Source organism: Metabacillus hrfriensis, assembly GCF_030127205.1.
Taxonomy (GTDB): domain Bacteria; phylum Bacillota; class Bacilli; order Bacillales; family Bacillaceae; genus Bacillus_P; species Bacillus_P dongyingensis.
This window is the reverse complement of the sequence record NZ_CP126116.1, coordinates 4,625,051-4,639,983: the sequence shown is the minus strand read 5'-3', so window position 1 is coordinate 4,639,983 and position 14,933 is coordinate 4,625,051. Positions and strand designations below refer to the sequence as shown.

The following is a 14,933-nucleotide window of genomic DNA, read 5'->3' as shown; positions in this document are numbered from 1 at the left end:
TGCCATGTCTTTTGCTAACCCGAAGGTTGAAGTTGAGGTTAATCTGCCGCCGCGAGAATTGAGAGAGGATTTAGGGAAAGAAGAAAGCAATTTCAAAGAAATTACCAAGAGGTTTTTCAAGCATAAGCTAGCGGTTGTGGGCCTCGTTATTTTTACGATTATGGCAATAATCGCAGTGTTTGCGCCTGTTTTTGCTCCGCTCAGTCCTTATGATATCAAAGGAGAGTTTTCCTCAGCGCCTTCCTCAACACACATTCTAGGTACTGACCAGGTTGGGAGAGATTTATTAAGCCGCCTCATTTATGCATCACGAGTGTCCCTGTCAGTTGGCATTGGAGCCGTTGCCATTTACATAACGATTGGGACAATCCTCGGTGCCTTAGCTGGTTATTTTGGCAAGTGGGTTGATATGATCATCATGCGTTTAACAGATATATTTATGTCTTTTCCTTATTTAATGGTCATTCTTGTTCTTGTCAGTGTGGTAGGTCCCAGCCTTTTTAACATTATCCTTGTTATTGGACTCCTGGGCTGGCCGTCAGTGGCGCGCTTAGTCAGGGGATGCGTACTGTCAGTAAAAGAGATGGACTATATTAAATCCGGTGTTGCGCTTGGATATTCAGCTCCTAAAATTGTTTTTCAGCATATTTTGCCAAACTGTCTTGCGCCTATTCTAGTAAATGCAACGTTTGGAATTGCTTCTGCCATTATCCTTGAAACCTCGTTGAGTTTTCTGGGCATGGGAGTACAGCCGCCAGCTGCCAGTTGGGGAAACATGCTGACTGAGGCACAGTCCTTAACCGTGCTTGGCACGCAGCCCTGGCTTTGGATTCCGCCTGGTTTAATGATTATCCTGTCAGTTCTTTCGATTAATTTCATGGGTGACGGACTGCGTGATGCATTAGATCCGAAAAGCTTTAAATAAAATCAAAACGATTATAGTGAATATGGGGGGAAAACAATGAAGTTGATCAAAAATTCGATCTGTATGATTTTAAGTCTTTTGTTACTCGCAGCCTGCAGTGCGGGTGGAACAAGTACAACAAGCAGTGGTGGTTCAGGAGATAGCAGCATGTTCATTGGAATGGTAAATCCTCCTGTAACCTTTAATCCGATTAATTCTACTGATGTTGCTGCACAATTTCTTGAGAAATTTATGTTTGATACGTTTTTGGATATGGATGCGCCACAAAGCTTCACACCAAAGCTTGCCGAATCATTTGAGACCACAGATCAACAAAATTACACCGTCAAGATTCAAAAGGATGCCAAGTGGTCTGATGGTGAACCTGTTACTGCTGCTGATGCAATTTTCACAATGAATCTTGTCGCAAATCCTAAAACGGAAACAAGCGTAGGTAACTTTCTCACCATTATTGATGGATTAGATGATAGCGGAAAGCTTCCGGAAGGTGAGACAGAGATCCCTTCAATTGAAGAAGTTGATGAAAAAACATTTACTTTTAAAACGAAACAGCCTGTTGACCCAAATATGGTAAAAGAGCAGCTGGGAGCTAAATTTATGATCTTGCCTAAGCATGTGCTGCAAGATGTAAAGCCTGAAGATCTGTCAAAAGATCCTTTCATGCAAAAGCCAACAGTTACAAATGGACCTTTCAATTTCGTCGTTTATAAGAAGGATCAGTACGTAGAATATGAAGCAAATGAAAATTATTATTTAGGTAAGCCAAAGCTTAATAAAATGTTTGTGAAAATAATGCCGGCAGCTAATATCGTTGCTCAATTGCAAACGGGAGAACTTAGCATGAACGCAGCGGGAGGAATAGGGAAGATCCCTGCAAATGACTATGAAACAGTAGAAAAGTTCCAAAATGTAACGACTAAATTTGAAAAAACATATGGCTATCAATCTATTATGTTCAACACAGAATCGGTTGCAGATCCGAAAATCAGGCAAGCTGTTGCTTATGCAATTGATCGTAAGGCGATTGTGGACAAGCTCCTGAAAGGTGAAGGCGAAATCGTTGATGGTCCTTATACCTCTGTCAGCCCGTATCTAGATAAAGACCTTAAGACGTATACGTATGATCCTGAGAAAGCAAAGCAGCTGTTAAAAGAAGCAGGATGGGATTTTAACAAGCCGTTAAACATCATCGTTCCGACGGGCAACAAGGTCCGTGAACAATCTGCAGATATTATTACTCAAGACTTGAAAGCGATAGGATTAAAAACAAACGTGACAACGTATGACTTCCCGACCTTGCTGGCAAAAGCCAAGGCAGGGGATTATGATGTTATGTTTATTGGATTTACGAATTCGCTTGATCCAGATATTTCCTCCATGTATAAGTCAAATGCGCCTTCAAATTATATGAAATACAACAGTGAAAAGAGTGATGAATTGCTGAATAAGGGGAAATCTGAGCCTGATGTGGAAAAAAGAAAAGAAATTTATTCAGAGCTGCAAAAGCTTTGGAATGAAGACCTGCCTGTTTTCACCTTGTATTCAGATAATGATTTTTCAGCTGTCAGCAAAGAAGTGAAAGAGGGAGAGCCTAAAGTATTTGGCTTTCATAAAAACCTTCAAAATTGGACGATGACAGGGTCCAATTAGCCTTTGAATCATTTTTTTATATGAAGTAAGAAATTTCAAGGAGGAGGCCGATCATGCAAGAGCAGCAAGCAGCTGAAAGAATATCGAATAAGGTTTCGAAAATGATTGAATCGAAGAAAGATATTTTCATATCGATAAGCGATCAAATATGGGAATATGCGGAGACACGCTTTGAAGAATATAAATCGGCAGAGCTTCTTTGTAAAACGCTTGAACAGCAAGGTTTTACAGTAGACAGAGGTGTTGGGAATATGGCTACCGCATTTATTGGAAGTTTTGGAGCAGATGGACCCATTGTTGCTATCTTGGGTGAATTCGATGCCCTCGCCGAGTTGAGTCAGAAAAAGGGGGTGGCGGATCATGATCCCGTCACTCAGGGAGGGAATGGACACGGATGCGGGCACAATTTACTTGGATCAGGTTCACTGGCCGCGGCAGTCGCTGTTAAAGAATTTATGGAAGCGAACAATCTGCCAGGAACAATCCGCTACTATGGTTGTCCTGGTGAGGAAGGCGGGTCCGGCAAAACCTTTATGGTCAGGGAAGGACTGTTTGTAGATGTCGATTATGCGCTGTGCTGGCATCCGGGAACGGGAAACGGTGTCATGAACGGCAGCTCTCTAGCTAACTATCAAGTTTATTTTAAATTCAAAGGCCGCTCGGCTCACGCAGCACAAAGCCCGCACACGGGGCGAAGCGCTCTCGACGCGGTTGCTATGATGAATGCCGGAGTCAATTATCTGAGGGAACATGTCATTCAGGATGCCAGATTGCATTATTCGATTACAAATACAGGTGGTTTTTCACCAAACGTTGTTCAGTCTGAAGCAGAAGTGCTTTATCTGGTTCGTGCGCCAAACGTCAGCCAAGTTGACGAGATTTATAAGAGAGTCTGCAAAATTGCCGAAGGAGCAGCACTGATGACTGAAACCGATCTTGAAATTATTTTTGATAAAGCCTGCTCCAATCTCATTCCTAATAACACGATTCAAAAGGTGCTGCATGAAAAGTTCATAGAGTTTGGAACACCCAAGTTTAATGAAGAAGATTTACAGTTTGCGAAAAACATCCGCGCAACGCTGACTGACGAGGATAAAACATTTGGCCTGTCTAAAGAAATGAAGAATAAGGATTTAGCTGATTCTGTCATCCCTTTGGACGTCACGGTGAACATTGCAGGCTCTACAGACGTTGGCGATGTAAGCTGGGTTGTGCCTACCGGACAGATTCAAACAGCATGCTTTGCTGCAGGCACAGCGTTTCATACATACCAAATTGTAGCGCAGGGTGCCATGCCGCTTGCTCATAAAGGCATGCTTCACGCAGGAAAAGTCATGGCAGCAGCAGCTCTTGAAATCTTAAACAGTCCTGAGTTAATCACTCTGGCAAAACAGGAGCTGGCTGGAAAAACCCAAGATGACCCTTATCGTAATCCAATACCAAATGATGTTGTTCCGTCCGCCAGAAAATAGAAAAGGAGAAATCGAATCATGAGTATCCCTTACTATGAACGTTTATCTCAGCTTATTGAAAAAAAGCGTGACCTATTCATTCACGTCAGTGACGAAATTTGGAGCTATGCCGAAACTCGATATGAAGAAGTTCAGTCTGCTGAACAAATGGCAGAAACATTGGAAATGGAAGGTTTTGAGGTTGAGAGGGAAGCAGGCGGCATATCAACGGCAGTTGTCGGAAGCTGCGGAAACGGAAGTCCTGTCATTGCGATTCTTGGGGAATATGATGCCCTGTTTAATCTAAGTCAGGAAAAAGGGATCTCACATAAATCTCCAATTGAAAATGAGGGGAACGGACACGGATGCGGGCATAATCTGCTTGGGACAGGTGCGCTTGCAGCGGCAGTTATATTAAAGGACTACATGCTGGAATCGGGTTTACAAGGTACAATCCGCTTTTACGGTTGTCCGGCTGAAGAAGGCGGCGGCGGAAAAGGGTTCATGGTCAGAGCGGGATTGTTTGACGACGTGGACGCAGCGCTGACATGGCATCCAGGATCCACTAACCATATTCAATCCTCAGGAAACTTAGCGACTTGCCAGATTTATTTCACTTTTAATGGGAGAAGCTCACATGCTGCAGCAAGCCCTCATTTAGGAAGAAGTGCATTAGATGCAGTCGAACTGATGAATTTAGGCGCCAATTTTTTAAGAGAGCATCTTATTCAGGATGCCAGGCTTCACTACGCCATTACGAACTCAGGCGGAAAATCGCCAAATGTTGTTCAGCCGTTTGCCGAAGTCTTGTACAAGCTTAGAGCTCCAGAATTTGCACAAGTGCAGGAGATATACGAAAGAGTGTTAAAAATTGCTGAAGGAGCAGCGTTAATGACGGAAACAGAGCTAGATGTCCGCTTTGATGCCGGTTCTTCCAATCTCGTATTAAATAAAACGCTGGAATCTGTCATGTTTGAAAACTTCCAAAAAATCGGTCTTCCGAATTTTACGGAACAAGAGCAAGACTTTGCCAAAGAAATTCAGTCAACTTTCTCTAAGGACACATCGTATCCTTATTTATCAGATGAACTAAAACCATACAAATATAATGAGGGTTTTTCTTATGGATCAACAGATGTCGGAGATGTCAGCTGGCTTGTGCCAACCGCACAGTGTTCAGTTGTCACAGCTGCTGTAGGAACTCCTTTTCATACGTGGCAGGTTGTTTCACAGGGGGGAATGAGCATCGGTCATAAAGGCATGCTTCATGCAGGGAAAGTACTTGCTGCGACAGCGGTTGATTTGCTTGTTCACCCAGGGAAAGTGAAGGAAGCCAAAGAAGAACATGCAAGAGCACTAAACGGAAGGCACTATCTTTCGCCGCTTGCAGCTGAAGCAGAACCACAGCCGATCGCAAGTGTTATTTTCTAACGAAGTTCAACTTCGATTCTTCACTCAGTTATTTAAAGAAATTGGGGAAATGTACTTCATTTTAGGCGGAATTCCAATTATGAGCGTTTTAATAATGAGGATATCGTATAGGGTTAGGAGGTAATTGGAAAAAAGAAAGTAAAATACTGCATTTAGAAAGTATTTCTTAATTTTTTTCAAGTAAATAGGACGATTTGGAAAGTAATTACCCTGTATTGGAAAGTAAATGGATTATTTGACGGAATCTTGATTGACACGTGCCCCATCAATTGTAAAATATAAAAATGCCCGCTCCGATCATCTTAGATGAGCGGAACGGGCATTAATCTTAGCTTTTTAAACCAACCGCTTCCCTATTTTGACTCACATAAAAACTCCCCTTAGAAAGCTTCACTGTCACATCGGAAATCGCCGCAATATTTTGATCATGGGTGACAACAATAATACATTTACCTTCCTTATGGGCAAGGTCTTGAAAGAGGCGGACAATGTCTTTGGCTGTGTCCTCATCTAAATTCCCCGTTGGCTCGTCTGCAATGATTAATTCAGATTGACAGGAAAGCGCCCTCGCGATGGAGACGCGCTGCTGCTGTCCTCCGCTTAAGGTCAGCACTTTTTGTCTTGCCTGTTTCTCGGAAATGCCAACTTTCTCTAAGATCTGCAAAGCAAATTCATTTTTGTTTGGCTGGGCCGATCCAGTGATCTCCATAGCCGTCGTGACATTCTGAAGGGCTGTCATATAAGGCAGGAGGTTATAGGATTGAAAAACGATCGATACATATTTATTGCGAAAGTTTGAAAGGCCGATTTTCTTAATGTTTTTGCCTTCATATAAAACGGAGCCTTCTTTCGCGACGTCAAGTGCGCTTGCGAGTGCGAGAAAGGTTGTTTTTCCTGAACCTGATGGTCCGACAATAGTATAGAAGCTTCCTTTGTTAAAACCAATGGAAATATCGTTCAAAATCACATGTTTTTTATTTTCATGATGGTACCAGTAGCTGACATTTTCAAATTGCAGCAGATTAGTCATGTATTGTTCCTCCTTAGTCTTGTTTCGTTAAGATTGTTTTTGGCTGAAGTCTCAAAACAGATAAAGCTGGAATTAGTGCTGAAATAATAGCGATTAACAGCCCTATGCCAAAGAGAATGCCTAAATCCTCTCCGGTCACTTCAATTTGAAGTTCATCAATCGGATCTGCATCTGCAGCAGACTGCTGCATGCCAAACGGTCCGCCCATTCCCATGCCGCCTCGTCCGCCACCGAATGAAGCAGGGTTTGATGCGGTTTCTTCTGTTTGAGTAAGCTCCTGAGACAGCAGCTGATCTCCGAACTGTTTTGCCACAGCTTGACCGGTTACGGATGAAACGCCAAGAGCCAGAACAGCGATAATTAAAATTTCAAACAAGAATTGACCTACTAGCTTCCACTTCTTTTCCCCAATCGCAAGCAGGACGCCCATTTCATATTTGCGTTCACGAATAGACATCATAATGATGAGGCCTAAAATGACTGCACCGGCAATGGTTACTAAATACACAACATTTTTTGAAAAAGAGGCTACATTATTAATCGGACCGATCATTTGCTGATATGTCTGATCATTGGCATCCAATTTGAACGTTTCAAAATCGATGCTGCTGTTTTCTTTTGCCTCATCCACGAAGCTGTCAATTTTCTCAGGATCGTTCATGTAATAAACTGCCTGATCAATGGTTCCTTCGTAATCAGCTCCCTTAAGAGCAGTTGCTGCTGTATATGGAACATAAAGCAGGTTGTATGGATTCATAGCTGTGACGTTTCTGCCTCCAAGCTCTGAGCCTGCAGAGGCAGTTTCGTAGATTCCCACAATCTCAAGTTCTAATGATGTCTCTTCATCAGCAGTTGATTGCACAGTGACCTTATCGCCAACTGCTAACTCATTTTCTTCAGCGAGTGTTTTTTCTATGACCGTTACCTTTTTCTCTAAATCTTCATCTGTCAGGTGGCGGCCTTCTACAATAGCAGATTCACTGTTTAAGAAGGATTGGACAGAATCCGTAAACATGACACCCTGCAGTGTAAGATCAGCGGCAGCCATTGCCCCGCCTCCCATTCTGCCCGGAGCAGCTTCTTCTGTTTCTGCAGCATCCGCGGATTCATTTTCGATTGGCTCGAAGTCCGCTGCTGTTCCAAATGTAGAGGATAAGAAGTTATAGCCTTTTACTTGTGAATAGGAGGTCAGCTCCTCAGCTGATTCTTCCTGAATGGGAACAGGCTGAAAGCGAACTCTCTCGCCTTCTTCCGTACTTTCGCTGCGCTGCTGTTCCATCAGTTTTTCCATGTCGACATTAAGAGTCACTTCGCCTCCAAGCGACTCTCTCGCAAGCACACTTGATTTTTCAGCAGCTGACTGAATTGACAGCCCTGATAGGACAAACACGCAAATGACAGTAAAAATAAAGACTTGCAGCAGGCTTTTTCCTGCACGTGCTCTCACACTTAAAAAACCGCGTTTCATAAAATTCATTTTATTACTCCTTTGTATTAGAATAAGTACACTAGTTTTCAATAATGTTCTCGGTGTCCAGCACCACTACTAACCCTTCGGTCAGAACAGATTCACCAAAAAAGTCAAAGCCGGACTTTTCAGGTGAATCCTTATCTGCCTGTCGGGGCTAAACAGCCGGTTCCACATTTCTTAGAATAGTAGTTAGAAATGAACAAACTATGTCTAAACTATTTCTTAACCTTTAAAAAACAGGGAAGAATTTAGAAAACTGTTGCGAAACATGGAAATTCACTTTACTTTGAAAAGAAAGTCATATTTTTGGATGGTGTAAATATGAAGGTTTTAGTCATAGAAGATAATCAGAGTGTCAGTGCAATGCTTGAGATGTTTTTTTCAAAAGAAGGCATCCAGGGTGCTTTTATAAATGATGGGCTTGAAGGCTACAATGTATTTAAACGCGAAGACTGGGACGTGCTGATTATTGATTGGATGCTGCCGGGGATGGACGGGGTTACCCTTTGCAGAAAGATCAGGGAAGAGAAGAGCTCCGTTCCGATTATTATGCTGACAGCAAAGGACAGCGAATCTGATCAGGTTCTTGGGCTTGAAATGGGAGCCGATGATTATGTGACGAAGCCATTCAGCCCGCTTGCACTTATGGCGAGGATTAAAGCAGTGTCCCGCAGGCACTCAGTCTCGCATGCACCTAAAAAAGAGACAGGCAGTCTTGAAACAGCTTATTTCAAAATCAGCAAACAAACACGAGAGGTCTTGCTTGAAAATAAAAAGGTCGAAAACTTAACGCCAAAAGAATTTGATCTCCTTTTTTATTTTGCGGAGCATCCTCGGCAGGTTTTTTCGCGAGAGCAGCTGCTTGAACGGGTTTGGGGCTATCAATTTTACGGGGATGAACGAACGGTAGACGTTCATATTAAACGATTGCGGGCTAAGCTGGGCTCGCAAACCAGGCCTTTTTTCCATACCGTATGGGGAGTGGGCTATAAGTTTGATGAAACGGTAGATCCGAATGAGAATTAAGTATATTTATCAGCTGTTTTTAAGTCATATCAGCATTCTGATCATTGCTTTTATGATCTTGAGTCTTGTTGTAGCCCAATATGCGGAATCCTTTGTTTATGAAGACAAGGTGGAAGAACTTGAGCAGTATGGCAACAGAATTTTAACAGACGTGCAAAATAACAGAGGAGAGCGCGCTTTGAAAGAGTATGAGCAGGTGCTCAGTGCGAGAGGCATACGGTTTAGTCTTTTTGATGATAAAGGAATGATTTTCTATCCGTATGCAGGGAACGCTCCAAGGTTTCAGCCGACAGAAGAAGAATGGCAGAATCTAAAGGAAGGCGAGAGAATCGTCGTTAAGCATGAAATCAAACGCTTTAACCAGGAGGTTTCTTTAGTTGCCCTGCCGTATCTTGAAAACGGCAATCTTTCAGGAGGAATTCTGTTAGTTTCGCCGATTAAAGGTTCCAGAGAGACAATCAGCGAGATTAACCGTTATCTTTTATATACTATTTTAATCTCCTTATCCGTTTCACTTTTGTTAAGCTGGTTTCTATCAAACGTTCATGTAAAAAGAATTCAGCGGATCCGAAACGCAACATCAATGATTGCGGAAGGGAAATACGATATTTCGGTGCCATCGTCCAACATAGATGAAATCGGCGAGCTTGCGAACGATTTTAATAATATGGCGGAGCAGCTGAAGCAATCAAATCAGGAAATCGAAAGTTTAGAGAATAGAAGAAGAAAATTTATGGCGGATGTCTCTCATGAACTAAGGACTCCTTTAACAACAATCAGCGGAGTAATTGAAGGGCTTAAAAATAACATGATTGAAGAGGGCGAAAAGGAGAAAGGCATCCAGCTTGTCAGTCAGGAAGCAAAACGCCTGATCAGACTCGTGAATGAAAACCTGGATTATGAAAAAATCCGCTCCAATCAGGTGAAGCTTTTCAAAGAAGAAATTCAGCTTACAGAGGCTTTTGAAATTATTAAAGAGCATTTATTTTTTCAGGCAGAGGAAAAACAGGTGGAATTAAAGATTGATGGGAATGAAGAAATAACGGTCTTTGCTGATTATGACCGCCTCATTCAAATCTTAATTAATATTACAAAAAACAGTATTCAATTTACAGAGAGCGGGACCGTTTGGCTGCGCGGAAAAAAGGGATATAAGGAAACAATTATTGAAATAGAAGACACCGGTATCGGGATGGACCCCAAAGAGGTTGAATCTATATGGCAGCGTTTTTATAAGGCGGATATGTCCAGAACCGGCCATCAATTTGGCGAATTCGGTTTGGGATTATCAATTGTTAAACAGCTTGTTCACCTGCATCAGGGAGAAATCGTGATTGATAGCAGGAAGAATCACGGCACCAAATTCATCCTGAAATTTCCTGATAAAAAACATGATTTATAATTGTTAATAATTTAGACATAATTACTTGATAAACTAGTAAAAACAATGCAGTAGGAGGAAAAAAACATGAAGAAGAAGGATACAGCATTTATTATTATCGGTGCGCTAGTGATGGCTGCAGTGAATGTGCTCTTTTTTACAGCACCTGTGTAAGCATGAGAAAGTCCAGAGTGAAATTGTTCTATTGCTCCAAATATGATATATTTCAAACGAAGTAAACTTTGTGAGGGTAATGTAAATGAACATAGATAAAGAAATATCAAAGAGACGGACTTTCGCCATCATCTCCCATCCGGATGCGGGAAAGACGACGTTAACAGAGAAATTATTATATTTCGGTAAAGTCATCCGTGAAGCAGGTACGGTTAAAGGGAAGAAGACCGGCAAATTTGCGGCTTCTGACTGGATGGAAATTGAAAAGAAACGCGGAATTTCTGTTACATCAAGTGTTATGAGCTTTCCATACCATGATTTCCACGTAAACATTCTGGACACTCCAGGACATGAAGATTTCAGTGAAGACACATACCGTACGCTTACGGCAGTAGACAGCGTAGTAATGATCATCGACTCTACAAAAGGGGTCGAGCCTCAAACGATCAAGCTTTTCAAAGTCTGCCGCATGAGAGGCATCCCTATTTTTACATTTATTAATAAGCTGGACCGCGAAGGAAAAGATCCGCTTGAGCTTCTTTCTGAAATTGAGGAAGTACTTGGAATTGAATCCTATCCAATGAACTGGCCGATTGGCATGGGCAAGCGATTCCTTGGGATTATTGACCGCGAGCAGCATACAGTCGTTCAATTTAAAGGAAACGAGCAGGAAGAGATAATTCCTTCAGATGAAGTAGATGCAACCGAAATTGGGAGTCATCCAACTTATTTGGAAACGAAGGATGAGCTTGAACTTCTTGAGGAAGCAGGCAATCAATTCGACGCTGACCGCGTTAAACGCGGGGAATTAACCCCTGTTTTCTTCGGAAGTGCGCTTGCAAACTTTGGTGTAAAATCATTTTTTGATGTGTTTTTACAGTATGCCGTTCCTCCGCAGCCGAGAAGAACAAATCAGGGCTTCATTGCACCTGAGACAGAAGAATTCTCTGGCTATATCTTTAAAATTCAAGCCAACATGAACCCTGCCCACCGCGACCGCATTGCCTTTCTTCGGGTGTGCTCCGGACGATTTGAGCGCGGCATGAGCGTACAGCTGAGCAGAACGAATAAAACGCTTAAGCTGAACCAGACGCAGGTGTTTATGGCTAAAGACCGAGAAACGGTTGATGAAGCATTCGCTGGCGACATCATCGGAATCTATGATCCGAACGTTTACCAAATCGGTGATACACTGACGGTCGGAAAAGAAGGCTATCATTATGATGAGCTTCCGCAGTTCCCGCCGGAGATGTTTAAAAAGGTGCGCGTGAAAAACGTCATGAAGGCAAAGCAGTTCCGTAAAGGAATTGACCAGCTGGTTCAAGAAGGGGCCATTCAGTATTTCCGTCAGGATTCAACGGACGACATCATCCTTGGCGCTGTCGGACAGCTTCAATATGAGGTATTTGAATACCGTATGAGAGCCGAGTACAACGTTGAGATCGAATTTGTTCCTATGGGCGACCGCATCCCAAGATGGATCGGCAATGAAAAATTCGAAAAACGTTTCTTTGATTCAAGAAGCCTGCTCGTGCGCGACCGCAATGATCAATATGCTGTCCTCTTTGAAAATGATTTTACCTTCAGGCATTTTAAAGAAAATCATAAAGAGATTGAACTTATCGATCTTCTGCAGGAAAACGACTACCAAAGCTTTTCTGCTTCAGAGAAGTAAGCAGGAGCTGATTCCATGTTACTAAAAGCCGTTCTGGCCCTGACTCTGCCTTTTATTATTTTGACTTTGTTTGCCAGAGTCTCATATAATCACTACGTTGCGACTGTCCTGACCATTGCTCTTTTAGCTGCAGCTTATTCGAAAGGGTATATGGAATCATGGATTATCATAGTACTGGATGCGATATCTGTCGCCGCAGGATTTTTGTATGCTGCGAAAATGGCAAGACGCACAAGACGTGAAAAAACGAATTGAGATTTGAACCTGTTCCCTTTGGGAGCGGGTTTTTTTTACACCATAATTTGTATAGTTTCCAGCATTTATGATTAGCTCCATCGCCCAACTCCACGGTCATAAGCAGTTGTTCACATTTGTACGGGATTATTTTGGTAAGTCTCGTAATTAATCCGTAAAGTCTCGGAATTAATTTTAAAAGTCTTGGAATAAAGTTAGAAAGTCTCGGAATATGTTGGGAAAGTCCTGCTTGTTGAAAAGAGCACTTTTAACAGTAAGCGGGTACTAAATTGCTGGGCGTGAGGTTGCTCTCGGTTTACCAGCCGCCCAAAAAAGGTAATGAAAAAGATAAGCCAGGCATTTAAATAGAAAAATCCGGCGATAATGATAGAATCAAAATGTCGAAAGAAATATGCGAACTATAGTTCGTATTTTTGGTGATTTTCCACCTGTTTATGGTAAAATATAAATACTGATTACATATGAATGGAGGTCCTCCTGTTGAGCGATCGTTTTGATTTAATCTCGAATTATAAGCCAGAGGGCGATCAGCCCGAGGCGATAAAAAAGCTAGTCCAGGGCATAAAAGAAGGGAAGAAGCATCAGACGCTTCTTGGTGCTACAGGTACAGGGAAGACGTTCACCGTTTCAAACGTCATCCAGGAAGTAAACAAACCGACGCTGATTATTGCTCATAATAAAACATTGGCAGGACAATTATACAGCGAATTTAAAGAGTTTTTTCCAAATAACGCAGTAGAATACTTCGTCAGCTACTATGATTATTATCAGCCGGAGGCCTATGTGCCGCAGACCGATACATTCATCGAAAAAGACGCAAGCATTAATGATGAAATAGATAAGCTCAGACACTCCGCAACAGCCTCTTTATTTGAGCGTAGGGATGTTATTATCATCGCGAGTGTCTCGTGCATTTACGGCTTGGGTTCACCTGAAGAATACCGTGATCTGGTGGTTTCTCTTCGCACAGGCATGGAGATTGAACGCAATCAGCTGCTCAGAAGACTTGTTGATGTGCAGTATGAAAGAAATGATATCGACTTTAAACGCGGGACGTTCAGAGTGCGCGGTGATGTAGTCGAGATTTTTCCTGCTTCAAGAGATGAGCAGTGCATCAGGGTTGAGTTTTTCGGCGATGAAATTGACCGTATTAGAGAAGTGGATGCTTTAACAGGCGAAATCAAAGGAGAACGCGAGCATGTCTCGATCTTCCCTGCATCCCACTTCGTCACCCGCGAGGAAAAGCTGAAGGTTGCGATTACAAATATTGAACAGGAGCTTGATGAACGGCTGAAAGAGCTTCATGAGAATGGAAAGCTGTTAGAAGCGCAGCGCCTTGAACAGCGTACCCGCTATGATCTTGAAATGATGCGGGAAATGGGCTTTTGTTCAGGAATTGAAAACTACTCAAGACACCTGACGCTTCGCCCGGCAGGTTCCACTCCTTATACATTGCTTGATTTCTTTCCTGAAGATTTCATGATTGTCGTGGATGAGTCCCACGTTACCATGCCTCAGATCAGAGGGATGTATAACGGTGACCAGGCAAGAAAACAGGTTCTCGTTGACCACGGGTTCCGCCTGCCTTCAGCGAAAGATAACCGTCCGCTTCAATTTGACGAGTTTGAAAAGCATATCAATAACATCCTGTTTGTATCGGCTACTCCTGGCCCGTATGAGCTTGACCATACACCTGAAATGGTTCAGCAAATCATTCGCCCGACAGGACTTCTTGACCCGACAATTGATGTGAGACCGATTCAGGGTCAGATTGATGACCTGATTGGGGAAATTCAGGCAAGGACAGAACGCAATGAACGTGTCCTTATCACAACATTAACGAAGAAAATGTCGGAGGACCTGACGGATTATCTGAAGGACATAGGCATCAAAGTTAACTACCTGCATTCTGAAATCAAAACACTGGAGCGGATTGAAATCATCCGTGAGCTGCGGCTTGGTAAGTATGACGTTCTAGTCGGAATCAACCTTTTAAGAGAAGGTCTTGATATTCCTGAAGTATCCCTAGTTGCTATTTTGGATGCAGACAAGGAAGGGTTCCTGAGATCTGAGAGATCGCTGATCCAGACTATTGGACGTGCGGCAAGAAACTCAAATGGACACGTTATTATGTATGCTGACAAAATGACCAAATCAATGGAAATTGCATTGAATGAAACGAAACGGCGCCGTGAAACGCAGGAGGCTTTTAATAAAAAACATGGCATTGAGCCAAAAACGATACAGAAAAAAATTCGCGAGGGTATACGGGCTACGATTGCACCAGAGGACGGGGAAGAATTCGATGCACAAGTTCCAAAGCTCGGCAAGCTGACGAAGAAAGAACGCGAAAAGGTGATCGGACAAATGGAAGCAGAGATGAAAGAGGCAGCAAAAGGCTTGAACTTCGAGCGTGCAGCTGAGCTTCGCGATCTGATTTTAGAGCTAAAAGCGGAAGGATGAA

11 protein-coding genes are annotated in these 14,933 nt (G+C 42.7%); 9 read left to right on the top strand and 2 right to left on the bottom strand.

Annotated features, from left to right (window positions below; all coding sequences use genetic code 11):
* Positions 1–4 precede the first annotated feature (4 nt).
* Genes opp4C through QLQ22_RS23000 form a run of 4 tightly spaced genes read left to right on the top strand, consistent with a single transcriptional unit; the run spans position 5 to position 5,457 of the window.
* Positions 5–925, top strand: a complete 921-nt coding sequence (opp4C, locus tag QLQ22_RS23015; RefSeq protein WP_223438370.1) for an oligopeptide ABC transporter permease — start codon at positions 5–7, stop codon at positions 923–925.
* Between the two features lie 36 nt (positions 926–961).
* Positions 962–2,575 (top strand): ABC transporter substrate-binding protein, encoded by a 1,614-nt coding sequence (locus tag QLQ22_RS23010; RefSeq protein WP_223438368.1) that lies wholly within the window; start codon positions 962–964, stop codon positions 2,573–2,575.
* 53 nt (positions 2,576–2,628) lie between these two features.
* The gene (locus QLQ22_RS23005) at positions 2,629–4,047 is read left to right on the top strand and encodes a M20 family metallopeptidase (protein ID WP_284015638.1); all 1,419 of its coding nucleotides are present in this window, start codon (positions 2,629–2,631) and stop codon (positions 4,045–4,047) included.
* Positions 4,048–4,065: 18 nt separating this feature from the next.
* Entirely contained in the window at positions 4,066–5,457 is a 1,392-nt protein-coding gene (locus tag QLQ22_RS23000) for a M20 family metallopeptidase (RefSeq protein WP_223438364.1), read from the top strand.
* Positions 5,458–5,785: 328 nt separating this feature from the next.
* Here QLQ22_RS23000 and QLQ22_RS22995 read toward each other — a convergent pair whose 3' ends face one another.
* Together QLQ22_RS22995 and QLQ22_RS22990 are read right to left on the bottom strand one after the other, a co-directional pair.
* Positions 5,786–6,487, bottom strand: coding sequence for an ABC transporter ATP-binding protein (locus tag QLQ22_RS22995; protein WP_252207534.1), 702 nt, complete (start codon positions 6,485–6,487; stop codon positions 5,786–5,788).
* 13 nt (positions 6,488–6,500) lie between these two features.
* On the bottom strand, positions 6,501–7,964 hold the full coding sequence (locus tag QLQ22_RS22990) for an ABC transporter permease (RefSeq protein WP_284015637.1): 1,464 nt from the start codon (positions 7,962–7,964) through the stop codon (positions 6,501–6,503).
* A 315-nt stretch (positions 7,965–8,279) separates the two neighbouring features.
* On the opposite strand from QLQ22_RS22990, the gene QLQ22_RS22985 reads away from it, so the two are divergent.
* The 5 genes from QLQ22_RS22985 to uvrB all read left to right on the top strand — a co-directional run bounded on the left by QLQ22_RS22985 (position 8,280) and on the right by uvrB (position 14,932).
* A complete protein-coding gene (locus QLQ22_RS22985; protein WP_223438358.1) occupies positions 8,280–8,984 on the top strand; it encodes a response regulator transcription factor in 705 nt (234 codons plus the stop codon).
* Positions 8,974–10,386: a HAMP domain-containing sensor histidine kinase gene (locus tag QLQ22_RS22980; RefSeq protein WP_284015636.1), complete on the top strand. Its 1,413-nt coding sequence runs from the start codon at positions 8,974–8,976 to the stop codon at positions 10,384–10,386. The genes QLQ22_RS22985 and QLQ22_RS22980 overlap by 11 nt, the downstream gene beginning before the upstream one ends.
* A 238-nt stretch (positions 10,387–10,624) precedes the next feature.
* Entirely contained in the window at positions 10,625–12,214 is a 1,590-nt protein-coding gene (locus QLQ22_RS22975) for a peptide chain release factor 3 (RefSeq protein ID WP_223438354.1), read from the top strand.
* Positions 12,215–12,229: 15 nt separating this feature from the next.
* Entirely contained in the window at positions 12,230–12,469 is a 240-nt protein-coding gene (locus QLQ22_RS22970) for a CsbA family protein (RefSeq protein ID WP_223438345.1), read from the top strand.
* A 480-nt stretch (positions 12,470–12,949) separates the two neighbouring features.
* Positions 12,950–14,932, top strand: a complete 1,983-nt coding sequence (gene uvrB, locus QLQ22_RS22965; protein WP_223438343.1) for an excinuclease ABC subunit UvrB — start codon at positions 12,950–12,952, stop codon at positions 14,930–14,932.
* The last annotated feature ends 1 nt before the right edge of the window (position 14,933 follow it).